A 23,359-nucleotide genomic window follows, 5' to 3' on the forward strand; every position below is an offset into this window, starting at 1 on the left:
CCGCCCCTTCCCGTAACTGGAGGACGAGGCCGTTCAGGCCGATACGGGGGCCCGGGGGTCAGCGGCGCCGTCGTCCGTGTCATCCGCGCCGGAGGCGTCCTCGCCCATCAGGTCCCGTGCCATCAGCGTCGCCCCGGCCACCGCCCCCGGCATCAGGAACACGGCGACGAACGGCACCAGGAACGCCACCGCGAGGGGCGCGCCGAAGCCCCACGCCAGGGTCTTGCGGGACCTGAGCAGGGCCAGGCGGTCGCGCAGCCGCACCCCGCGGCGTCCGAGCGCGACCGCCGTCAGCTCCTCGACCAGGAAGAAGCCGGTGACGAAGATGCCGATGACGGGGATCACGGTCTGGCCGACGACGGGCACGAAGCCGAGGCCGAAGAGCAGCACGCCCCACAGCGCGGCCCGCACGACGACGCGCAGGCTGTCGCGTACGGAGATCAGCAGTTCGCGCCAGAGCGGCAGGCCCGACTCGGGGGCGAAGCCGGCCACGGAGATGTCGACCTGCTCGGAGAGCGACTCGTAGAAGGGCTCGCCGATCACGAGCGTCACCGCGGTGAAGGTCACCACGGACAGGAGCAGCGCCAGGGCGAAGAGCAGCACCGTCAGGAAGCCGCGGAACAGGCCCGGCCACGGGTCGGACCAGTCGTCGGCGAACGGCGTCGCCCAGGACACCAGGTCGGTGCCCCACAGGGCGAGCGAGACGAGCGCCGCCGCGTACAGCACGAGGGTGATGAGTCCCGGCAGCAGCCCCCACCCGTACTGCTTGCCGTGCTGGGCGACCCAGCGCTGTCCCTTCACCAGATAGCCGAAGCCCTGACCCAGTTCACGCATGCGGCACACCTTATCCGGCCAGGCGCGGTGCCCCGGACCTGGTGCGCGGGAGGTGAACGTTCCGCGAATACCCCCTTGTTGTAGGCGGATTCAGCCTGTAGACCTCCCGTACTGATCTCTCGGGTCGGCGCACGACCCATGTTCCGGAGGTACGTATGGGCATATCCCGGCCATCCAGACCCGTTCTCCTCACCGCGTCGGCCGCCGCGGGCACACTGCTGTTCACGGTGCTCACCCCGGCCGGCGCGAGCGCCGATCCCGCGCCGCGCCCGGTGATCCGCGACGAGGCCCCGCTCGACTCGCCCGACCGGGCCGCGCGGACGCCGGAGGGCGCCGCGGCCCGCGCCCTGGACGGCGCCGCCGCACCCGGCCGGGACACCGGCAAGGGCCGCGGCTACCCGCGCGAACAGCGCCTGGACGCGGTCCCGAAGAACCCGGCCGACAAGTCCATCAAGCTGGGCCTCACCCCGTACCACGCCATCGCCCCCAGGCTGAACAAGGTCCAGGGCGTCGGCGACCGGGTGAGCGTGGAGATCGCCGGGCGTTCGGCGGGCGGACACGACCTGTATCTGGTGACGGTCACGGCGCCCGAGTCGGCGCGCGAGGCCGCCCGGCAGGAGAAGATGCGCGAGCGCATCGAGAACGCGCCCGGGGCCGCCGCCAAGGACAAGGCCCTCAAGTCCGCGTACAAGACACCGGTGTTCATCAACAACAACATCCACGGCAACGAGTGGGAGGGCACCGACGCGGCCCTGAAGCTCATCGAGAAGCTCGCGAAGGCCAAGGACGGCAAGACCCGCGACCTGCTCGCGCACCACCGCCTCTACTTCAACGTCACGATGAACCCCGACGGGCGCATCGCGGGCACCCGCGAGAACGCCAACGGCTTCGACCTGAACCGCGACTTCATCACCGCGACGCAGCCCGAGGCGCGCGCGGTGCGGCAGATCGCGATCGACAAGCAGCCCGCCGTGATGATCGACCTGCACGGGTACGTGAACGGCACGCTGATCGAGCCGACCACACCGCCGCACGGCGAGAACTACGAGTACGACCTGTTCCTGAAGAACAGCTACGCCAACGCCCTCGGCATGGAGAAGGCCGTCAACGGCCTCGGCTACACCGAGGCGAAGGACGGCGTGCAGCCCGCGATCATCCCCTTCCGCGACCAGGAGGAGGGCTGGGACGACTGGCCGCCGATCTTCACCCCGCAGTACATGCCGTTCCACGGCACGGTCGCGGCGCACACCATCGAGTTCCCGATGCAGGTCAACAACGAGGAGTACGACTCCCGGCCCACCGCCGAGCTGCGCCGCCGCTCCGCCATCAACACGGACATCGCGGGCGCGGCCATGACGGCCACCCTCGACTACGCGCGCGAGCACCGGCGTTCGCTGATCGACGACCAGATCGAGGTGTTCCGGCGCGGGGCCGCGGGCGCGCAGCAGGTGGAGGTCTCCGAGGAGACCGTGCCGGGCGTGCCCGGCATCGGCCCGGAGGACGTCTACACGGCCGACTTCCCGCGCGCGTACGTGATCCCGGCGGGCGAGCGGCAGCGCTCCGGCGCCGCCGCTTCCCGTCTCGTCGACCACCTCCTCGCCAACGACGTCCGAGTCCGGCGCGCCACCCGGGACTTCCGCCTCGGCGGAGCCTCGTACGAGAAGGGGTCGTACGTCGTCGACATGCGCCAGCCCAAGCGGGGCATCGCGAACGTGATCCTCGCGGACGGGCGTGACATCAGCGACAAGGTGTCGGCCATGTACGACATCTCGGGCTGGAGCCTGGGCCGGTTGTGGGGCGCGTCCGTGGTGTCCGCGAAGAAGGGGAGCCCGGCGGCCGTTCCGTCGCGGGCGGTGGACTCCGCCGCGCGGGTCGGGTACGTGGCGCCGCGCGGGGACCTGCGGCTGCGGCTCGACGACCCGCGGGAAGTGGCAGCTCTCAACTCCCTTGTCCGGGAGGGTATTTCGGTGCGCCGCTCGCGTGACGGCGGGGGCGTGATCGTGCCGGGGGCGGCGCGGCGGGCCGCGTGGGACGCGGCGAAGAAGTACGACGTGGAGTTCTCCGCCACCAAGGCGCGGGGCGGGGACCCGGTGCGGCGCACGCGGGTCGCCGCGGCCGTGACGCCCGGGGAGCTGCTCGCGCTGCGGGAGATGAACTTCGACGTGGTGCCGGTCTCCACGGCCGTCCTCAACGACGGCTTCGACTGGCGCGGGGCCGATGTGCTCTTCGTGTCGTCCGGGCTCGCCTACGGAAAGTTGAAGGCGCCCGCGCGCAAGCGGCTCGACGCGTTCCTCGCCGGGGGCGGGGGGCTTGTCGGCCGGGGCGCCGGGGGTGCCGCGCTGAACTCGGCCGCGGATCTGCTGTCCGTGACGGCCGTCGAGGGCAACGGGGATGCCAACGGGGTGGTGCGGGTGCGCAACGCCGGTGGCCCCGTGGCCGGTTCGGGCTCCGGGTACAGCTTCGTCTACGCGCCCATGTGGTTCACCGGGCTCGGGGACGGGGTGCGGGTGGAGCAGGCGTACGCCGGCGGGAAGCCCCTGGTCTCCGGGCACTGGCGGGCCGACGGCTCCGGTGCGGGCGGTCCCGCCGACGCTGCCGGGGAGGCGTCCGTGGTGAGCGGGGCGCACGGCTCGACGCGGGTGGTTCTCTTCGGCACGGAGCCGTTGTTCCGGGGGCATCCGAAGGGGGTGTTCGCCCAGGTGGGGCGGGCGCTGTTCGCTGTGCGGTAGCCGAGCCGCGAGCGGTCGAACCCGGCGCCGAGGGCGGGACGGTGAACCGTTCGGTTCAAAGGCAGGCTCTCCGAGCCTGCCTTTGAACTCCCGCCTGCTCTCAGTGCGTCAGGATCGTGATGAGCTCGTCCCGGCTGTGCACGCCGACCTTGCGGTAGACGGCCCGGAAGTAGTCGTTCACCGTGTGGGGTGACAGATCCAGGTGGCGTGCGATCTGTTTGACCTGCATTCCTTCCAGGGCGTGCTGGATGACCAGGTGTTCCTTGGGCGTCATGCCGTGCCAGGCGGACACGGCGGTCAGCAGGTGGTCGGCGGGGGCCGCCTGGATGGTGACGGCCACCTGTCCGTCCAGGCGGCCGTCCAGCGGCTGTGCGGTGATGACGATCCAGCCGCCGGCCGTGGGGACGCAGGTGGTGGCGCCCCGGTCCCCGCGCCGGGCGGCGACCAGCGGCCCCCACATCGGGGTGATGGCGTGGTCGCCGCCGCCGGTGTGCAGGGGGTCCGCGGCCAGGCTCCGCAGCCACGCCCGCCCGTCCGGGGTGGCGGAGCTGGTCCCGTAGTACTCATCGATGATCAGCGTTCCGGGGCCGGGGCCGCCGCGCGCGGGCCCCAGCCGTCCCGTCCTGTTGACGAAGCTCCGTACGGCGGCGGCCAGGAGGGGGCCGAGCCGGACCGCGCGGTCGGCGTCCTCCGCGGCGAACGGCCGCACCCCCGACCCACGCACCAGCACGAATCCGCCCCAGGCACGGCCGCGCAGAGTGAGCGCCACACGCAGTTCACAGGCGACCCCCTCGGCGGCCATCACCTCGTGCCAGGGGGCCGTGACGTCGTTCTTGGGCGAGCCGGTGCCGAAGACGCAGACTCGGCGGGGACCACGGATGAGCTCCCCGAACGGGTTGAGGTCGCGGCCGGCGCGGTGGCCGATCCCCAGGTTGAAGCACGCGTACGGGCTGTATCCGTGGCGCCGGGCGGCGAAGGCGGGCGCGCCCGCGACCGGGTCCATGCCCATCAGGCAGAATCCGTCGTGCGGCAGGACATGCCCGACCAGACGTGAGATCTCGACGGCCAGGTCATCCAGGTCCGACGACTCGGACGCCGCACCCTGCACGCACCGGGTCACTTCCTCGACACTCCAGGCCACTTCGCCAGTATGCCCCCGGTGGAGGGCGACATCGTGAGCAACGGAAGAACGGAAAAGGGGCGGGACCGGGGCGCCCCTTGAGGGCACCGCGGTCCCGCCCCAGACGCTTCGCGCGTCAGGCGACCTTCAGGTCCACCTTGATGTTGCCGCGGGTGGCGTTGGAGTAGGGGCAGACCTCGTGGGCCTTCTCCACGAGAGACTGGGCCGTCGCGGCGTCCACGTTGGGGATGGAGGCGACGAGCTCGACCTCCAGGCCGAAGCCGCCGGACCCGTTGGCGCCGATGCCGACCTTCGCGGTCACCGTGGAGCCGGAGATGTCGGCCTTCTCGCGACGCGCGACCACACCGAGCGCCCCCTGGAAGCAGGCGCTGAAGCCGGCCGCGAAGAGCTGCTCGGGGTTGGTGCCCGCGCCGCTGCCGCCCATCTCCTTCGGCGGGTTCACGACGACGTCGAGGTTGCCGTCGTCGCTGGCGACACGGCCGTCACGGCCGTTCTCGGCGGTGGCCACGGCGGTGTACTTGACGTCTATCTGCTGGATGGACATAACTGCCGATTCCTCCTGGGATGTGCCGCGTCGCGCGCCCGCCGACCCGGCAATAGTGGAATTACTTTATCGGATACCGGAATACTGGAATACCCAGCCAGCGGCTCACGCGTCGAGGGAGACGATCATCTTTCCGGTGTTCTCGCCGCGCAGCATGCCGAGGAACGCCTCGACGCCGCTGTCGATCCCGTGCGAGACGGTCTCGTTGTACTTGAGCTCACCGGAGCGCACCCAGGCCCCGACCTCGCGCACGAACTCCGGCTGGAGGTCCTGGTGGTCCTGGACGAGCATGCCCTGCACCCGCAGCCGCTTGCCGATGATCATGGCCATGTTGCGCGGGCCCGGCGTCGGCTCGGTGTCGTTGTAGCCCGCGATCATGCCGCAGATGGTGATGCGGCCGTGGACGTTGAGGCGGCTGATGGCGGCCTCCAGGTGCTCACCGCCGACGTTGTCGAAGTAGACGTCGATGCCGTCGGGGGCGGCCTCCTTCAGCTGCTCGGCGACCGGGCGCTCGTCGCGGTAGTTGAAGGCCGCGTTGAAGCCGTACTCCTCGGTGAGGAGCTTGACCTTTTCGTCCGATCCGGCCGAGCCGATGACGCGCGAGGCGCCCTTGAGCCGGGCGATCTGGCCGACCTCGCTGCCGACGGCACCGGCGGCGCCGGAGACGAAGACGGCGTCGCCCTCCTTGAAGGACGCGACCTCGAGCAGGCCCGCGTACGCCGTCAGGCCCGTCATGCCGAGCACGCCCAGATACGCCGACAGGGGCGCGGCCTCGGGGTCCACCTTCGTCGCGTGCTGCGCGGGCACCGACGCGTACTCCCGCCAGCCCGCGAAGTGCAGGACGTGATCGCCCGCCGCGAAGCCGTCCGCGTTCGACGCCACGACGACGCCGACCGCGCCGCCCTCCATGGGCTGGTCGAGCTGGAACGGCGGGATGTACGACTTCACGTCGTTCATGCGGCCGCGCATGTACGGATCGACCGAGAAGTGCAGGTTCCGGACCAGGACGCGGCCCTCCGCCGGGGCCTCGACCGGGACCTCGCGGAGCGCGAAGTCCTCCGGGACGGGCCAGCCGTGCGGGCGGCGCACGAGGTGCCAGGCGCGACTGGTGGCCGGGAGCTGCTCGGGGGTGACGGACATGCGGGGCGTCCTCCTCAGGCTCAGAATGCTTCAGGTTCTGAAATAAGCATGCGCTTCGATATTTCATGTTGTCAAGTAAATGGGTAACCTGGTGGGCATGGTCACCCAGAAGCCCGGCACGCCCGCCCCCCGGATCGATCCGCTGACGCTCGAGGTCGTCGAGCTGATCGGCGACGTCGTGGCGCGCTACTACGAGGAGTACGAGGTCGCCGCGGGCAAGCACGCGCTGACCGGCGCGCAGGCGCGGGTGCTCGGGCTGCTCTCCATCGAGCCCCTGCCGATGCGGCGCATCGCGCAGAAGCTGAAGTGCGAGCCGTCGAACGTCACCGGCATCGTGGACCGCCTGGAGGCACGCGGCCTCGTCGAGCGGCGGCCCGACCCGGCCGACCGGCGCGTGAAGCTGGCGGCGCCGACCGAGGAGGGGCTCGGCACCGCGCGCAGTCTGCGGGAGTCCCTGGACTTCGCCCGCGAACCGCTGGCCGAACTCTCGCGGGAGGAGCGGCTTTCGCTGCGTGGGCTGCTGCGGCGGATGCTCGGCGAGAAGCGCGCGGCCGACGGGAAGTAGGAGGCGGCCGGGGCTGGTTCGCCGGTCAGTGTCGGCGCGGCGGCCACTCCGTCACGTACACCACCTACGTCACGTACACCACCACAGGAACCGGTCGCACGTCTCCGACGGGCTCGGGCTCGGGTCCTGCGGGTCGCTCGGCGGCTTCGTCGTGGAGGGGTCCGGGTCGGGGCCGGGATGCTGCGGGCGGCTCGTCGTGGGGGTGCCGGACGTGGGCCGGGGATCCGCCCCGCCGGAGGTTCCGCTTCCGCCGGTCGCTCCCTCGGTGGTGCCGTCGCCCGGCTGGCCCTCGCCTGCCGGGCTCGCCCCGTCCGTGCCGACCCTGTCGCCCTTCTCCTTCTTCCGCTTCTTCTTCTCCGCCGCGGACTTCGACGCCGAGGGCGACTCGGACGACGACACCGGCTCGGCGGACGCGCCCGCCGCGTCCGCCGCCCCTTCGGCGTTCCCGGAACCGTTCGCCGTGCCGTCCGACGACTCGTCGCGGTCCGGTGCGGACGCCGTCCGCTGCTCGTCCGACGCGGACTCGGTGCCGAGTTCGGCGAGGCTCAGGCCGCCCGCGGCCAGCGCGACGCCGGCGGTGATCAGCAGCAGGCCGCGGCGCCTGCGGCGGTGCTGGGCCGCCTTGCGGCCGCGTTCCCTGCGGCGGCCGCGGCCGCGGACCCCGCCGCCCGGCTCCTGCTCGTCGGCCGCCTCGTCGAGGATCTCGGGCTCGTCCTGGACGGAGAGCGCCTCCGCGTACTCACGACAGGCTTCGGCCGGAGTGCCGCACCCCGGGCAGGCGAGGGCGCCGTTGAGGTGCCTGTGGCACGCGTGGCAGTAGTCCATGAGGCTTGGAGGCTAGGTCCCGGGCCGGTACGGAGGAAGCCGAAGCTGTGAATGTTGTGTGCGGAACCCAACCGTCCGGCGTGTCTTCGCGTCCGGGCGGCGACATGTGTGCCCGGTACGCCGGGTCCGTCAGGTCCGGCCCAGTTCGCCCCGCAGCCTGCGGGCCCGCAGCACCAGTTCCAGCTCGAAGCGGCGGTCGGGGTCGTCCACCTCGTCGCCCCACAGCTCCCTGATCTGGCGCAGCCGGTAGCGCACCGTCTGCGGGTGCACGCCGAGCCGGGCGGCCACCTCGGGGGCGCCGCCGCGCGTCTCCAGCCAGGCGAGCAGGGTCTGGGCGAGGCGGCGGCCGTGGGCGGGTCCGCAGTGGTCCAGGGGTGCGAGGCAGCGCCGCGAGAGGTCCTCGATGAGCTCCTCGGGCTGGAGCAGGACGAGGGCCTCGGTGTGCTCGGTGCAGTACAGGACCTCGCCGGCGGGCAGCAGTCCGCGCTCCATCAGGCCGACCGCCGCCTGGGCCCAGCGCAGCGACTTGGCGGCGTCGGCGAGCGGCACGGGCGGGCCGATGGCGCCCGACCAGCCGGTCATGGCGCGGCGCAGGAGTTCGGGGCGGCCGGCCGCATCCGGGTCGGGCACGACCATGCGGGGCTGCTCGGCCTCCATGTCGAGCAGCACGCCCTCGCCGACGGCGGGCGCGACGGCCTCGCGGGCGGGGCGCAGGAGCACGCCGACGGCGACGCGTTCGGGCAGTTGCCAGCCGACGCGGGCGGCGCGCTCGTCCAGGCCGTTCTCGGCGCCGAGCGCGGAGGCGGCGGACACGTCGGGCCGCCGCTCGGAGAGCAGCAGTTCCATGAGTTTGCGCTGCAGGCGCAGGCGCTCGCCGGCCTGCCGGGCGGCGGCCTCCGCGTAGCCGCGTACCGACTGGTCGACCAGGCCGTCGAGGTACTCGAAGCCGGATTCGGCGAGCTCGTACATGGCCGGGGGCGGGATCTCGGTCTGCTGGCCGATCTCGGCGAGGCGGCGCCAGGCGAGCCGGACGCCGAGGCGGTAGATCGCCTGGAGCGAGTCGAGGCTGCGGCCGTGCAGGCCCTCGCCGCGGCCGAATTCCTGGAAGACCTCCGGGTGGTAGCGCGGCCGGCCCTCCCGGGTGGCGAGCTGCTGGACGAAGCCCTCCAGGGCGCGGCGGATGCCGACGAGCGCCATGGGCTCGCCGGAGTCGTCGAGGACGACGGGCAGGCCGGGGTACTCGGCGCGGATCTCGCGCAGGATGTCCTGGGCGAGGACCGGCACCTCCTCCAGGGCGAGCGCGGCGAACCGGCGCACCTGGAGGGGCGGCACATCGCGCCAGGCGGAGCGTGACGATCCGGGGGCCGGACTCTCGGGGGCGTTCCCGACGTCATTCTCTGCGGCGCCTGCCTCGGCGGCGCCTTCGGAGATGTTTTCGGACACGCTTCTCGGGCCGGCGGCCACGTCGGTCACTGATCCCGCTCGGGGGTCTCGTAGTGCACGAGCGGCCGGTTCGGCTGGTCGGGCGTGGCGTTCAGGAGCGCGACGATGCCGAGCGCGGCGCCCACGGCAAGGGCCGCGGCGACCACGACGGTCAGCGTGGCGGCGAACAATCGGTGCATACAGGGTCAGCCTCTCTGCATGGAGGTCGTCCCCACCCCGCTCCGCAGGTGCCCAGTGTCAACAACGCATTGACACTGCGTCAAGGGTCCGCCTAGCGTTCGCGACCCATACGGGTCAGTAACCCCGTGGAAACACTGCCGCAGCATTTCGGACATTCCGGCGGCAACAGCACCGCAGAAGACCCCCAACCCGTGGGTAATCCATCACAGTTGGCCGGTCCTCCCCTGTTCGTCCCCTGTTCGTTCTCATGGCAGGAGCGCCCGGATGACGCGCCGCACAGCCTCGCCCTTGTCCCTGGTCCTGCTCGGCCTGGGCGCCTTTCTGCTCGTCCTGGCGCCGATGCTGGCCTGGTACGTCGAACCGCGCGCCAAGCGCACGCCGACCGATATCGACCAGATCACCGTCTTCCGGGGCACAGGCAGCTATTTCGACACCAAGAAGATCAAGACCGTCCACGACCAGCGCCTGACCATCACCCGGCAGGTGCGCGGCGACGTCGCCGACAGCGAGAAGTCGGGCCGGGCAGTCTGGGACGTATCGACCTCGATCGACCCCGACAGCTCGCTGCCCGCGGCCGATCCGCATGACTCTCTGCAGTGGACGCTCGAACGCTGGGTGACCGATCGTAAGACCAACAAGCCCGTGCACTGCTGCGACGAGAAGCCCTATTTCGAGGGCGAGGCGTACCTGAAGTTCCCCTTCGACGTCGAGAAGCGCACCTACCTGTGGTGGGACCCCACCCTCGGCGACACCGTGCCGCTGACCTACCGCGGCAAGAAGAAGATCCAGGGGTACGAGGGCCTCCGCTTCACCGGCACCGTGAAGGCCGCCAAGACCGGCACCCGGCAGGTGCCCGGGCGGATGGTCGGCCTGCCCAAGCGCAGCCAGGTCATGGCCGAGGAGTGGTACGCCAATCACGGCGTCGAGCTGGTCGCCGACCAGCGCACGGGCCGGATCATCTACGCCGCGCTCGGACCCCGCAAGACATTGCGGGCACCCGGGGGCAAGAAGGACGTCACGGTGCTGCTCGACAGTGAGCGCATCGCCTTCACCACGAAGACCCAGAAGGCGCAGGTGGAGCTGGCGGACGACGACAGCTCGCGCCTGAAGCTGGTGGGCGAGACGCTTCCGCTGCTGTCCGTGGTCCTGGGCGGCGCCCTGGCGCTGCTCGGCGGCGCCCTCGTCGTACGTGGCCGGGAATCGGGGTCGAACGGGACGCGAAGGGACGGTGAAGGACCGGATGCGAGCGGTCCACATTCCGAAACGTCCCCAAATTCCCTGCAACCCACCACGATGTGATGAGACGTCAGGTCTAAGAAGGGCCGAAATTGTCACCTCGGTGAGTAGCCCCGCCGTTCCTTGCGGCGAAAACTATCCACTCCACCCAGACACAGTCCCCGCACAGTCCCAGCACAACGGCCGCGCAGATCGATCATCCGCAGTCCCCGAGTCCCACCCCGCGCGCACCGCCCCAGGCCCCGCCCCGCAGCACACAGCACGTACCCCTCAGCACGGAACCACCAGCACCACCGGGCCCCACCCCGGGAGCCACCCGTAAGCCCCCACAGTTCCGCACCCCGAGACGAGTTGGAGCACCGATGCCCCAGCACGTGCCGTCGTCGCTGCGCCCGGTCGCAACGCGGCCCGCGCGACGCCTTCCGGCGCTTCCCCCACAGCCCCGCCGGATCGCCTTTCTTGCCCGCCGCGACCTGGCCAACCCGGCCGCAGGCGGCTCCGAACTCCTCGTCGACCGCCTGGCCGACGGACTGACCGCCCACGGTCACCAGGTCACCCTGCTCTGCGGCGGCCCGGCCGCCTACCGCGACTACCGCGTGGTGTCGGCGGGCGGCGACCTCGGCCACTACCTGCGCGCCCGGTCTGCGTTCACCCGCCAGATCGGCGACTGCGACCTGCTGGTCGAGGTGTGCAACGGCATGCCCTACCTCGCCCCGCTCTGGCACCGCGGCCCCACCCTCTGCCTGGTCAACCACGTCCACACCGAGCTGTGGTCGATGCGCTTCCAGGGCCCCCTCGCCCCGGCCGCGCGCCTCGGGCGGCGCCTGGAGCACTGGTCGCTCTCGGGCGCGCAGCGCGGCAACCTGCTGGTGGCGGTCTCGCCGTCGACGGCGACGGCCCTGGTGGACCTCGGTGTCGAGCGTGACCGCATCCGCGTCGTGCACAACGGCGTCGAGGAGCCGGGGCCGCTGCACGAGCGCTCCGACGAACCTCTCTTCCTGGCCATGGGCCGGCTCGTCGAGTACAAGCGCGTCGATCTGCTCCTTCGGCTGTGGGAGCGGGTCCGCCCGGTCACCGGCGGCCGCCTGGTGATCGTCGGCGAGGGGCCCGAGCGGGAGCGGCTCGAACGGCTCGCGGGCCCCGGCGTGCAGTTCACCGGCCATGTCTCGGAGGCCGAGAAGCACCGGCTGCTCTGCGAGGCGTGGATGCTCCTGCACCCGTCGGCCGTCGAGGGCTGGGGCCTGGTCGTCACCGAGGCCGCGGTGCGCGCGACGCCCGCGATCGGCTTCGACGTACCCGGCGTACGCGACTCCATAGAGGACGGTGTGACCGGGCTGCTCGCGCACGGCGAGAGCTCGTTCGCCGCCGCCTGGTGCACGCTCGCGCTCAGTGCGGAGCGGCGCCGGTCCTTCGGCAAGGCCGCCGCGGAACGCGCCGCGCGCTTCCGCTGGGCGAACACGGTGCGCCAGTTCCGCGCGGTGGCCGCGGAGGCCGTCGCCGCGCACGAGGCACCGCGGAAGGCCAAGGGATCTGTGTGAAGGACCCGTCGCTGCGCCGCTCCGTGACCCTGTTCCGGGCCTTCCTGCGGGAGCAGCAGGACCCCGAGCGGTGCTACGCGCTGCTCGCCCGGGACGCCGCCGACCAGGTCGAACGGCATCTCCCTGTCAAGGACCGGGTGGTCGTCGACGTGGGCGGCGGAGGCGGTTACTTCACCGAGGAGTTCCGCAGGCGCGGCGCGCAGGCATACCTCTTCGAGCCGGACCTGACGGAGCTCGGGGCGAAGCCGCCCGAGGGCTCCGTCGTCGCCGACGGCTATCTGCTGCCGCTGGCCTCCGGCGTCGCCGACGTCACGTTCTCCTCGAACGTCCTGGAGCACGTCGACGACCCCCAGACCTTCCTCAGCGAGATGGTGCGCGTCACCCGCCCCGGCGGACTGATCTATGTGGCGTTCACCAACTGGTACTCCCCCTGGGGCGGCCACGAGTGGGCGCCCTGGCACTACTTCGGCGCCGAGCGGGCCCGCGCCCGCTACGAGCGCCGCACCGGCAGAACCGCCAAGCACAAGCTCGGCGAGAACCTCTTCGCGCACCACGTCGGACCCACGCTCAGACAGGTGCGGGCCCGCGACGATGTCACCGTCGTCTCGGCCCGCTCCCGGTACTGGCCGTTCTGGGCCGAAACGGTGGCGAAGGTACCGGGCGTGCGCGAAGTCGCCACCTGGAACCTCCTCCTCATCCTCAGGCGGTGTCCATGACCACCACGGTCCAGTCCCCACCCCCGGCGGCCCTGAAGCCGACGGCGCCCGCGCCCGAACCCGGGCGCGGGCCGCGCTCACGGCGCTGGCTCGCCGGGTTCTGGGCCGTGGTGCTCGTGTGCTTCCTCGCCGTGCAACCGGGGCGGATGACGTTCGACACCAAGCTCGGTGTCGCCGTCGATCCCTGGCAGTTCCTGTCCGACCTCGGCCAGCTGTGGCACGACCGGGGCGGCTTCGGCGGCATCCAGGACCAGTACATCGGCTACGCCTTCCCGATGCTGCCGTTCTACGCCCTGGCCGACCTCGTGCAGCTCCCGGTGTGGCTGGCCGAGCGGCTGTGGCTCTCGCTGATCGTCGCCACCGCCTTCTGGGGCGCGCTGCGGCTCGCGGAGCGGCTGAACATCGGCAGCCACGGCTCGCGACTCCTCGGCGCGGTGGTGTACGCGCTGTGGCCGACGTTCACCGTCGTGGTCGGGTCGACGTCGGCGGCGGCGCTGCCCGGCGCGTTCCTGCCGTGGGTGCTCATCCCGCTCACCAACCACCGTGTCACCGCGCGGATCGCGGCGTTCCGCTCCGCCCTGTTCATCCCCTTCATGGGCGGCGTGAACGCGGCGTCGACGCTGGCGTCACTGCTGCCCGTGGGCCTGTATCTGCTGTCGCGGCCGAACGGCCCGCGCAAGCGCAAGCTGATCACCTGGTGGGTGCCGGGGGTCATCCTGGCCACCGCCTGGTGGGTGGTGCCCTTGCTGCTGCTCGGCATCTACGGCGAGAACTTCCTTCCGTACGTGGAGAACTCGGCGACCACGACCGGCACCATGTCGGCCACCGAGACGCTGCGCGGCGCCGGCAACTGGGTGGCGTATCTGCACTTCGGCGACGCCTGGCTGCCCGCCGGGTGGACCGTCGCGACGGCCGTGGTCACCATCGTCGGCTCGGCGCTCGCCGCGGCCCTCGGCCTCGCCGGCCTGGCCCGGCGTGATCTGCCGGAGCGGCGCTGGCTGGTGCTCACCGTCGCCTCCGTCGCCCTGGTCACCCTCGCCGGGTACGGCGGCGCGTTCGGCGCGCCCTTCCACGGCACCGTGCAGGACTGGCTGAACGGCTGGCTGGTGCCGTTCCGCAACATCTACAAGTTCCAGACCGGGCTCGCCCTCGCCCTCGCCTTCGGCCTGGCGCATCTGGCGGGCGTGGCGGTGCGGGCGCGCGGGGCGCGGCCGGTGCGGGGGCGGCGGTACGCCCCGCTGGTGGCGGCCGTCCTGGTGCTTCCGGGGCTCGCCTGGCCGTACCTCAACGGCTCGATCCTGCAGCCCGGTTCGTTCCAGAAGCTGCCCAACTACTGGGACGCGACGGCGGACTGGCTGGACAAGTACTCCCCGGACTCGCGCGCCCTGGTCGTGCCAGCGACCGCGCACGGCATCTACACCTGGGGCTCGCCCATCGACCAGCCCCTCGACGTGCTCGCCGACTCCCGCTGGGCGCAGCGCGACTACGTGCCGTTCGGCACCAAGGGCAACCGGCGCGCCATGGACGCCGTCGAGCAGGCACTGATGACCGGCGGCCAAGTCCCGGGATTGCAGGACTACTTGGGGCGCGCGGGCCTGCACTACGTGGTCGTACGCAACGACCTCGACCCCGACCAGATCGGCCAGGTGCCGACGGCGACCGTCAAGCGCACCCTGGAGGAGTCCGGGTTCTCGCGGGTCACCGGGTTCGGGCCGCAGGAGACCGGCGGGCGGATCGCCGACGACACACCGGTGCAGGTGGAGGGCCTCTACCCGCGCCAGCGTGCGGTGGAGATCTACGCGCCGGGCAAGGACGCCGCGCGTCCCGGCCAGGCGGGCCTGAAGCCGGTGTCCAACACGGCCGTCGTCAGCGGCGGCCCCGAGGCGCTCCTTCCGCTGTCCGCCGACCCGGAGATGAAGAACCGGCCGGTCGTCCTGACCGGCGACAACCACCCCGGACTCGGCTCACCGCCCGGCCTCCAGGCCGTCGGTGACGGGCTGCGGCGCGCGGACACCCGCTTCGGCCTGGTCAACACCAACACGTCGTACACGTACACCAAGGACGAGAAGAACGCGCCGGACGCGCTCCAGGACGGCGGCGAGAAGCCACGGCAGATCCTGCCGACCACGGGCGTCGAGCACCAGACGACGGCCGAGCTGCGCGGCGCCAAGTCCGTGACGGCCTCCTCCTACGGCAACTGGCTGTTCCACCTGCCGCAGTACGACCCCGTGAACGCCTTCGACGGCAACCCGGACACCGCCTGGACCGAGGGCAACCCGGGCAACCCGGACGGCGAGTGGATCAAGGCGGAGTTCCGGAAGAAGACGGCCGTGCCGTCGTCGTTCAAGGTGACGCCGCTGCCGCAGCAGGGCGTGCGGTCCGCGCCGACGAAGGTGCGGGTGGAGACCGAACAGGGCAGCGCCACCACGTACTTGCAGGCCGACGGCTCGACGCAGCGCGTCAAGGCCAAGGCGGGCGACACGAGTTGGGTGAAGCTGACCATCGAGGACGCGCAGGTCGCCCACAAGGGTCTGACCGGCGCCGGGTTCGCGGAGATCAGCATCCCGGGCGTGCAGGTCACCAAGCTCCTGAAGATGCCCGCCGACACCGTGGGCCGGGAGGGTGCCGACGCCGAGGCCGACGCCACGACGTACTCCATGCACCGCTCGGCCGACCCCAGCGGCCTGTCGCCGGTGACCGCCGAGGCCGGACTGCACCGCCGCTTCACCACCACGGGCGACGGTGACTACAAGGTGAAGGCGAGCGCGGTCTCCGTGCCGGGCTCCGCGTTCGACGAGCTCCTGTACAAGGTGGCGCCCGAGCAGCGCCGGAAGATCATCGCCAGCGCGGACTCGACGTCCGACCTGGGCACGCTCTCCCCCCGCAACCTCACCGACGGCGACCTGACGACGGCGTGGATCGCCGGTGACCGGCCGGTCATCCATCTGCGCTGGCCGGGCAAGGTGAGCGTCGGCGAGATCGTGCTGCCGCCGGCGGGCGGCCTGTCCACCCGCGCGGAGAAGATCGAGATCAGCTCGCCCGACGGCGCGGCGACCGCCGGCGTCGACGAGAACGGCGTGGCCCGCTTCACGCCGATCAACACCGACCGCCTCGACATCACGATCACGAAGACGGCGCCGCTCACCCTGCACAACCCGGTGGCTGACGACAAGCTGCAACTGCCCGTCGGCCTCACCGAGGCGTACATCCCGGCGCTGGACGAGTTCCGCGTCAAGCAGCCGTCCCCGAACCGCACGTTCAAGCTCTCCTGCGGCGAGGGCCCGGCGGTGAAGGTCGACGACAAGGTGTACGCGACGAGCGCCAAGGGCACCGTGCGGGACCTGATGGACCGGCGGCCCGTCGAGCTGACGCTGTGCGACGACGGCGAGAAGCAGACCTCGGTGCCCCTCACCGCGGGCGAGCACCAGGTGGAGGCCGGTGACGGGGGCCCGCTCGCCGTCACCGACGTCACGCTGACGCGCGGCACACCGGGCCGCGTCGACACCACGTCGCGCGAGCTGAAGATCAACGACTGGCTGGGCGACAAGCGCGAGGTGACCGTCGGCGACGGCGCCGCCTCGTACCTGACGACGTACGAGAACGCCAACGACGGCTGGAAGGCCACCCTGAACGGCAAGGAGCTGCGCTCGGTGCGGCTCGACGGCTGGCAGCAGGGCTGGCTGGTGCCGGCCGGCGAGGGCGGCAAGCTGAAGCTCGTCTACGAGCCGTCCACGGCGTACGAGGCCGGGCTCATCGGCGGCGGTGTGGGCGTCCTGGCCCTGGTGGCCCTGGTGTTCGTGCGGCGCCGCGAACCGAACCCGGACGGGCCCGACGTGGCGCCGCCCGCGCCCGGCCCGGTGCTCGGCACGGTGGTGCTCACGCTGGTCGGCGTGGCCGTCGCGGGCTGGTTCGCGCTGCTCGTGCCCGCGCTCGCGCTGGTCGCCTGGCGCTGGCACCGGCTGCTCGTGCCGGTGGCGTTCCTGGCGATGGCCGGGGCCGGCATCGCGGCCGCGACCGGCGCGGGCGAGGCCGTCGCGGCGGACGAGGGCGCCTTCGGGCACGCGGCTCAGCTCCTGGCGTTCATCGCCCTGTTCGCGGCTCTGGTGAGTGTGCGGGAGCCGGTGCGGGGTGGGGCGGCTGTTCCTGTGGGGGCGGCTGGGCTTGGGTCCGGTGGGTCTGGTGGTCCGGGTGGGCCTGGTGGTCCGGCCGGTGCCGGTGGTCCTGGCGGACCGGCTGGTCCTGGCGGGTCCGGTGGCCCCGGCGGCCCTGGTGGTACCCCGCCCGTTCCGCCGCGGCCGGGCGCCTCCCCCGACGCGACCACGATGCCGCTCGGCCCCGACCGGGACCTGGGCGCGCCGACGGTCCCGCCGCCGCTGCCGCACCGCAAGCGCGGCGAGGACGAGTCGGGTGCCGACCACGCTTCGGGTGAAGCCCCCGCCTCCGGCCGGGACTTCGGCCGGGGCGGCGCGGACGGCACCGCGCAGCCCCCGTCCGGCGCCGCCGCACCCGGCACGTCCGGCACCGACCCGACACAGCCCCTGCCTCCGTACGCCGCCGGGCCGACCCTCTCGGCCCGCGGCCCCGACCCCCTGCGCAAGGACGACCCCGCCGCCGTGGAGGACTCCCGCCCGGGAGAGGACACCCCCACGGGTGAGGGCGACCACCCCGGAAGGGGCACCCGCTCGGGCGAGGATCCCCGCCCGGGAGAGGACACCGCACCATGACCGCCCTGGAACACCCGGCCCGGCGTGCGGACGGCTCCGGCCGGCCGCCGCGCCGGGTGCCGTTCCCCGTCGTCGACGAGGTCGCCCGGCACTGCCTGCAGGAGCAGGAGCCGGAGACCGTGCACATCGAGGTGCACCTGCCGGGCACGCCCGATCCGGCGCGGCTGAGGACGGCGTTCGGCGAGGCCCTGCGGCGCCACCCGCGCATCCTCATGCGGGAGGCGCGCGGGCCCTGGTACCGGCGCCGCTACGAGTGGGAGCTCACCGAGGCGCCGGACGTGGAGGTGGTGACGTTCCCGGCGGCCGAGCGGGACGCCCTGAAGCGGGCCCGCGAGCGCGCCCTGTGCGACGCGCCGCCGCTCACCGCCTCGCCGCCGATCCGCCTCGAGGTCGTCGCCGACCCGGAGGCGGGCGGCGACTCCAGCGTCCTGTTCCTGACCATCAACCACACCGCCCTGGACGGCCCCGCCTGCCTGCGCGTCCTCGCCACCGCGGCCGAGCTGTACGGCGGCCGGGACAACGCGCCCGCGGCGCCGCCGACGCGTACTCCCGTGTCCGCCGACGCGTCCGCCGCCGACACCGAGGCCCCGGCCGGGCTGCCCTCCCCCTGGGCCGCCCCCGCGCGCGTCGCCCACGGCGCCCCCGAACCCTCCCCGGGCAACGGCATGCTCGTCGCCGACCTGCCGGTGCCGCGCCGCCCCAAGGGCGCGCCGTACACCGTCAACGACCAGCTGATGGTCGCGACGGCGCTGATGATCGCGCACTGGAACCGTGAACACGGCTCCAGGCCACGCCCGTTGCGCATCACCATGCCCGTCGACGACCGGCCGCGCGACATGACGATGCCCATCGGCAACGGCACCCGGCTCGTGGAAGTGCCGTTCGGCGCGGGCGAGTTGGTGCCGGGGGGCGACACCGGCCGGCCGGGGCCCGGCGACCTGGGCCCGGAGGACATCCATGCCCTGCTGCGCCGCACCTCCGACCGCACCCGCGCCCTCAAGGCCCTGTCGCGCCCGCAGCTCGGCCACGGTGCCGCGCTGCTCACCGCGCCCGTCCTTCCGGTGACGATGCGCGCCGCCCTCACCCGCGGGCTGCGCCGGGCCGCCGCGCCGTGGACCTCGACGACGCTGCTCAGCAACATCGGCCGGGTGCCGTACGCCCTGGACTTCGGGGACGCCGGGGCCGCGTACGCCGTGTGGTTCTCCGCGCCCGCCCGGATGCCGCGCGGCCTGACCGTGACCACCGCGTCCACCGCGGGCCGCCTGCACCTGGCCCTGCGCTGGTCCCGGACGCTGCTCGGCCACGGCGACGGCGCCCACCTGCGCGACCTCTTCGAGCACTATCTGCACGCCACGCAGAACCTCCACCCGACCCCGGAGGACAGCGGCTCATGACGACGACCAGCGCCACACCACGTACAAAAGAGTCCCAACGCCCGCGCGAGCTGCGGGACTTCTACGAGAACCCGGACGTGCCCGTCGCGTCCGGCGACGCCCGCAGCCTGCGCCAGGCCCGGATGCTCGCCGCCGCGCTCGGCCCGGCGACCTCCGGCCAGGGTGTCGTCCTCGACATCGGCTGCGGCGACGGCAGCGCGGCCCGGGTCGCCGCGCCGCTGCTCGCCGGGCACCGCGTCATCGGCGTCGACTGGTCCCAGGACGCGCTGCGCCGCGCCAGCGGCCACCTGCCGCACGTCGTACGCGGCGAACTCACCGACGGCGGACTGCCGTTCGCGGACGGCTCCGCGGACGCCGTGCTGTTCAGCGAGGTCATCGAGCACCTCGTCGACCCCGACAGCGCGCTCGACGAGCTGCGCCGGGTGCTGCGGCCCGGCGGCCACCTGATGCTGTCCACGCCCAATCTCGCCGCCTGGTACAACCGCGGGCTGCTGCTCGCGGGCGTGCAGCCGGTGTTCTCCGAGGTGAGCCTGCGCGGCATCCACGGCCGCCCGGGCCGCGAGGTCGTCGGTCATCTGCGGCTCTACACCGCCCGCGCGCTGCGGGAGTTCGTGGCCGCGTCGGGCTTCGACGTCGTACGGCTCGCGGGCGCGCCCTTCCACGGCGTGCCACGGCCGCTGCGTGCCCTGGACAGACTGGCCTGCGCCGTGCCGGGCGCCGCCTCGATCCTGCTGCTGCACGCCCGAAGGGCATAGCCATGTGGTGGGGTGTGGCCGCGGCGCTCCTCGCGAACCTGCTCTACAGCACCGGTTTCGTCCTGGAGAAGCGGGCCCTGACCGCGATGCCGTCGGTCAGCGTCCGCAAACCGGCCCGGCTGCTGCGCCAGGTGGTCTCCAGCCCGCTGTGGATCGGCGGTTCGCTCGCGCTCGCGGCGGGCTTCGGCGCGCAGCTCATCGTCTACCGGACGCTGCCGATCGCGGCGGCGCAGGGCATCTTCGTCTCCGGCCTGGTGCTGCTCCTGCTCCTGTCGGCGGCGCTGCTCGGCGAGCGCACGTCCGGCCGCGAGCGGTACGCGGTCGGCGCGATCCTCGTGGCGCTCCTGATGGTCGTGCTGTCCCTGAAGGAAGGCACGGACACGGTGGGCCGCGACGCGCCCGCGCCGCTCGTCCTCACCGTCTGCCTGCCCTCGCTCGCGCTCGGCCTGTGGCTGTACGGATCGGCCGAGCGCCGCACGCGCAGCAAGCACCGGCAGCCGACGACGGGCGTGGAGTACGGCGTCGCCGTGGGCCTGCTGTACGGCGTGAGCTCGCTCGCCATCAAGGGCGTGTCCAGCCATCTGACCTCGGACGGGCTCGGCGGCGCCCTGGTCGACCTGCTGCGCTCCCCGTACCCCTATCTCCTGCTCTTCACCGGCGCGTTCGGCCTGATCATGTCGCAGGCGGCGCTCCAGAAGTGCCGCGCCTCGCTGATCGTCCCGGTGTGTACGACGGTGACGTCACTGTTCACCGCGGTGCTCGGGACGCTCGCGTTCGGCGAGGCGCTGCCCGACGACCCGGTGCGGCTCGCGCTGCGGGTCACGGGGACGGTGCTGGCGGTGGCGGTGCTCCTGATGATGCCCAAGCACGACCCGCCGCCACCGGCCCCCGACACCGAACCGACCTTGCCTCCCAAGGAGTTGATGCCCTGATGAACCCCGACGACCCGCTGCTGAAGATCCTCGCCTGCCCCCTGGACAAGGGTCCGCTGGTCCTCCTGGAACCCGAGGAACCCCCACTCGGCGAAGCCCCCGACGCGGGCGGCGCGGCCGAGGTGTCCGGGGACCCGATACCCGTGCCCGAGCAGGCCCTCTACAACCCGCGCCTGCACCGCCGTTACCCCATCGTCGACGGCATCCCCCAGCTCCTTCCGTCCTCCGGTGAGCAGGTCGCGGAGGACGAGCACGAGCGCCTGCTGAAGCGGATCTCGCCGTGACGGCAGCCGCCAAGAAGACCCTCGCCGCCCGGATCGCGCCCCGGCTGCCCACCCGGGCCGTGGCCGCCCTGGCCCGCCTCGTCTATCCCCGCTTCGAGCCCGAGCTGGCCCGCCTCGGCGATCTCTGCCCGCGCGACTGCGGCACCGCCGTGGACGTCGGCGGCTGGTACGGGCCCTGGTCGCGCCGCCTCGCCGGGCGCGCGCGGCGCGTGGTCACCGTCGAGCCGGTGCCGCACCTGGCGCGGCTGCTCGCGACCGCCACGCCCGGCAACGTCCGGGTGATCCAGGCCGCGGCCGGCGACCGCGAAGGCACCGCGCGGCTGTGGCTGCCGCGGGACGACCGGGGTGACCGGGGCGTGTCCTCCCTCGTACGCAGGGACGGCGTGCACGCCACCGCCCTGGACGTGCCGTGCGTCACGCTCGACGGGCTCGGCCTGCGCGACGTGCACTTCATCAAGATCGACGTGGACGGCAACGAACTGCCCGTCCTGCGCGGCGCCCACGAGCTCCTCGACCGGGACCGGCCCGCGCTCTTCGTCGAGCTGGAGTCCCGCATCCAGCCCATCACGCCGGTCGTCGACCACCTCGCCCACGCGCACGGCTACCGCGGCTGGGTGCTGCCGGGACACACCTGGGTGCCCCTCGACTCCTTCGACCTGGAGGCGCACCAGCGCGCCACCTCGTACGTCGTGACGCAGGGCCTGCTGCGACGGGTGCTGACACCCCGGCGGCCGCGGTATGTGAACTCGGTCCTCTTCCTGCCCGAAGGGCGGAGTCCGGGCGGGCACGCCGTGCGGGACCATGGGGCGTATGTCCGCTAGCTCCGCCGCCGGGCCCGGCTCCGGCTCGTCCCGTCCGCCAGGGCCGCCGTCGCGGCCGTTCACACCGCTCGACTTCCAGCTGGTCCTGCTGCGCCGCATGGCCGACCACAATCCGGACCTCGTCGAGGACGCCCGGCGCGAACTCGGCGTCTCCATCGCCGACATGCGCGAGGCCAACCGCCGCTGGCAGGCGATGCTGCACGCGCGCAAGGGGCGCGCTGCGGTCTCCCGCTACCGCTCGGTGCTCGGAAAGCCCGAGGCGACGGCCCCCCGGAAGATCGGCGACCTGGAGTGCGAGGCGCTGCTCTGGCCGGTGCCGCTCTGGCCCGGCCTGCGCTTCGAGGTGCTGCTGGGGCCGAACGCCGCGGTGTGGAACGAGTGGCTGATCCGCGCTCCCGGCGCCCCGGGCCCCGCCCTGCGCACCCTCGCGGACCTCACCCCCTGGTCCTGCACGGTCGACGAGGCCGCCCGCGCCTTCGCGCCCGCACGCCCGATGGAGGGCACGGCGCCGACCCGCTGGCGGCTGGCCTTCTCCGCGCCGGACGGGGAGACGGGGGAACGGCGGCGGTGCGTGGCGGAGTTCACGTGGGGGCTGCTGCAGCGGGTGTCGTTCCCTGAGGGGTGACGTACGCGGTGCGGGTGGAAGCCCAAGGCCCGGGTGGCTCACGGGAGTTCGTATGATGCGCCCATGGCAAGCACGGGGGAACTGGTCGCCGGACGCTACCGCATCGAGACGCGGCTCGGCCGGGGCGGCATGGGCACGGTGTGGCGGGCGCGGGACGAGCTGCTCGGGCGGGCCGTCGCGGTCAAGGAGCTGCATGTCGACGCCGCGCTGACGGCGGACGACGCGGAGCGGCAGCAGGAGCGGACGCTGCGCGAGGCGCGGTCGGTGGCGCAGCTGAAGCATCCGGGCATCCTCGTGCTGCACGACGTGGTGCAGCACCCCGAAGCGTCCGCGCGGCCCTGGCTGGTGATGGAGCTGGTCGAGGGCTGGTCGCTGGCCGACCGGATGGCGGCCGAGGGTCCGCTGCCGCCCGCCGAGGCGGGCCGGGTGGGCCTGGCGCTGCTCGCCGCGCTGCGGGCCGCGCATACGGCCGGGGTGCTGCACCGCGACCTGAAGCCCGCGAACGTGCTCCTGGAGGCGGAGACGGGCCGCGTCGTCCTGTCCGACTTCGGCATCGCGCAGGTCGCGGGGCAGACGACGCTGACGCAGACCGGGGCGTTCGTGGGTTCGCCCGAGTACACCGCGCCGGAGCGGATGTCGGGGCGGCGGTCGGGCCCGGAGTCCGACCTGTGGTCGCTCGGGGTGCTGCTGTGCGCGGCGGTGGCGGGCACGTCGCCGTTCCACCGGGACTCGGTGGCCGGGGTGCTGCACGCGGTGGTCCTGGACGAGATCCGGCTCCCCGACGAGCTGGGCCCGCTGCTGCCCGTGGCCCGGGGCCTGCTGGAACGCGATCCGGAGCACCGCCTCACCACGTCCGGCGCGGAACAGGCCCTCCGTACCGCGCTGAACGAGCCCGCGCCACCCGCGCCCCACGCCCCGGCCACGACCGCGACC

The 23,359-nt window shown here is 72.9% G+C and carries 19 protein-coding genes and 1 pseudogene; 13 read left to right on the plus strand and 7 right to left on the minus strand.

The window, feature by feature from the left end; translation table 11 throughout:
• Positions 1 to 33 precede the first annotated feature (33 nt).
• Positions 34 to 834, minus strand: a complete 801-nt coding sequence (locus STRAU_RS22070; protein ID WP_016642591.1) for an EI24 domain-containing protein — start codon at positions 832 to 834, stop codon at positions 34 to 36.
• Between the two features lie 155 nt (positions 835 to 989).
• Between STRAU_RS22070 and STRAU_RS22075 the strand changes: the two genes are divergently transcribed.
• Positions 990 to 3,563: a M14 family zinc carboxypeptidase gene (locus STRAU_RS22075; RefSeq protein ID WP_016642592.1), complete on the plus strand. Its 2,574-nt coding sequence runs from the start codon at positions 990 to 992 to the stop codon at positions 3,561 to 3,563.
• A gap of 100 nt (positions 3,564 to 3,663) precedes the next feature.
• Here the strand turns inward: STRAU_RS22075 and STRAU_RS43750 are convergent, their stop codons facing one another.
• From STRAU_RS43750 to STRAU_RS22090, 3 genes are all read right to left on the minus strand, one after another.
• Entirely contained in the window at positions 3,664 to 4,704 is a 1,041-nt protein-coding gene (locus tag STRAU_RS43750; RefSeq protein ID WP_016642593.1) for a helix-turn-helix transcriptional regulator, read from the minus strand.
• 115 nt (positions 4,705 to 4,819) lie between these two features.
• Positions 4,820 to 5,248 carry an organic hydroperoxide resistance protein gene (locus STRAU_RS22085; RefSeq protein ID WP_016642594.1) on the minus strand — a complete coding sequence of 143 codons (429 nt, stop codon included), beginning with the start codon at positions 5,246 to 5,248 and terminating at the stop codon, positions 4,820 to 4,822.
• Positions 5,249 to 5,353: 105 nt separating this feature from the next.
• The gene (locus STRAU_RS22090) at positions 5,354 to 6,388 is read right to left on the minus strand and encodes an NADP-dependent oxidoreductase (protein ID WP_016642595.1); all 1,035 of its coding nucleotides are present in this window, start codon (positions 6,386 to 6,388) and stop codon (positions 5,354 to 5,356) included.
• Positions 6,389 to 6,485: 97 nt separating this feature from the next.
• On the opposite strand from STRAU_RS22090, the gene STRAU_RS22095 reads away from it, so the two are divergent.
• Positions 6,486 to 6,953: a MarR family winged helix-turn-helix transcriptional regulator gene (locus tag STRAU_RS22095; protein WP_037661086.1), complete on the plus strand. Its 468-nt coding sequence runs from the start codon at positions 6,486 to 6,488 to the stop codon at positions 6,951 to 6,953.
• A 69-nt stretch (positions 6,954 to 7,022) separates the two neighbouring features.
• Here the strand turns inward: STRAU_RS22095 and STRAU_RS22100 are convergent, their stop codons facing one another.
• From STRAU_RS22100 to STRAU_RS43060, 3 genes are all read right to left on the minus strand, one after another.
• Positions 7,023 to 7,778, minus strand: a complete 756-nt coding sequence (locus STRAU_RS22100; RefSeq protein WP_016642597.1) for an SCO2400 family protein — start codon at positions 7,776 to 7,778, stop codon at positions 7,023 to 7,025.
• A gap of 129 nt (positions 7,779 to 7,907) precedes the next feature.
• Positions 7,908 to 9,110, minus strand: a complete 1,203-nt coding sequence (locus tag STRAU_RS22105) for a PucR-like N-terminal domain-containing protein (protein WP_052029191.1) — start codon at positions 9,108 to 9,110, stop codon at positions 7,908 to 7,910.
• Between the two features lie 137 nt (positions 9,111 to 9,247).
• Positions 9,248 to 9,400, minus strand: coding sequence for a hypothetical protein (locus STRAU_RS43060; protein WP_203227449.1), 153 nt, complete (start codon positions 9,398 to 9,400; stop codon positions 9,248 to 9,250).
• A 265-nt stretch (positions 9,401 to 9,665) separates the two neighbouring features.
• On the opposite strand from STRAU_RS43060, the gene pgfA reads away from it, so the two are divergent.
• The 11 genes and pseudogenes from pgfA to STRAU_RS44460 all read left to right on the plus strand — a co-directional run.
• Complete coding sequence (pgfA, locus tag STRAU_RS22110; protein WP_037661073.1) at positions 9,666 to 10,700, plus strand: cell envelope lipid trafficking protein PgfA; 1,035 nt, start codon at positions 9,666 to 9,668, stop codon at positions 10,698 to 10,700.
• Between the two features lie 299 nt (positions 10,701 to 10,999).
• Positions 11,000 to 12,175, plus strand: a complete 1,176-nt coding sequence (locus tag STRAU_RS22115) for a glycosyltransferase family 4 protein (RefSeq protein WP_016642601.1) — start codon at positions 11,000 to 11,002, stop codon at positions 12,173 to 12,175.
• Positions 12,172 to 12,891, plus strand: coding sequence for a class I SAM-dependent methyltransferase (locus STRAU_RS22120; RefSeq protein WP_016642602.1), 720 nt, complete (start codon positions 12,172 to 12,174; stop codon positions 12,889 to 12,891). Before STRAU_RS22115 ends, STRAU_RS22120 begins: the two co-directional genes overlap by 4 nt.
• Positions 12,888 to 17,615, plus strand: coding sequence for an alpha-(1->3)-arabinofuranosyltransferase (locus STRAU_RS22125; RefSeq protein WP_037661075.1), 4,728 nt, complete (start codon positions 12,888 to 12,890; stop codon positions 17,613 to 17,615). Before STRAU_RS22120 ends, STRAU_RS22125 begins: the two co-directional genes overlap by 4 nt.
• Complete coding sequence (locus STRAU_RS22130; RefSeq protein WP_016642604.1) at positions 17,612 to 19,009, plus strand: hypothetical protein; 1,398 nt, start codon at positions 17,612 to 17,614, stop codon at positions 19,007 to 19,009. Before STRAU_RS22125 ends, STRAU_RS22130 begins: the two co-directional genes overlap by 4 nt.
• Positions 19,006 to 19,764 (plus strand): class I SAM-dependent methyltransferase, encoded by a 759-nt coding sequence (locus STRAU_RS22135; RefSeq protein ID WP_016642605.1) that lies wholly within the window; start codon positions 19,006 to 19,008, stop codon positions 19,762 to 19,764. The genes STRAU_RS22130 and STRAU_RS22135 overlap by 4 nt, the downstream gene beginning before the upstream one ends.
• A 14-nt stretch (positions 19,765 to 19,778) precedes the next feature.
• Entirely contained in the window at positions 19,779 to 20,696 is a 918-nt protein-coding gene (locus STRAU_RS22140; protein WP_037661087.1) for a hypothetical protein, read from the plus strand.
• Positions 20,696 to 20,980, plus strand: a complete 285-nt coding sequence (locus STRAU_RS22145) for a Trm112 family protein (RefSeq protein ID WP_016642607.1) — start codon at positions 20,696 to 20,698, stop codon at positions 20,978 to 20,980. The genes STRAU_RS22140 and STRAU_RS22145 overlap by 1 nt, the downstream gene beginning before the upstream one ends.
• The gene (locus STRAU_RS22150) at positions 20,977 to 21,801 is read left to right on the plus strand and encodes an FkbM family methyltransferase (protein WP_016642608.1); all 825 of its coding nucleotides are present in this window, start codon (positions 20,977 to 20,979) and stop codon (positions 21,799 to 21,801) included. The genes STRAU_RS22145 and STRAU_RS22150 overlap by 4 nt, the downstream gene beginning before the upstream one ends.
• Complete coding sequence (locus STRAU_RS22155) at positions 21,791 to 22,426, plus strand: hypothetical protein (RefSeq protein WP_052029189.1); 636 nt, start codon at positions 21,791 to 21,793, stop codon at positions 22,424 to 22,426. The genes STRAU_RS22150 and STRAU_RS22155 overlap by 11 nt, the downstream gene beginning before the upstream one ends.
• 129 nt (positions 22,427 to 22,555) lie before the next feature.
• A pseudogene (locus STRAU_RS44460) lies at positions 22,556 to 23,236 on the plus strand (serine/threonine-protein kinase); the annotation flags it as partial.
• Positions 23,237 to 23,359 lie beyond the last annotated feature (123 nt).

The organism is Streptomyces aurantiacus JA 4570, from assembly GCF_000414115.1.
Taxonomy (GTDB): Bacteria; Actinomycetota; Actinomycetes; order Streptomycetales; family Streptomycetaceae; genus Streptomyces; species Streptomyces aurantiacus_A.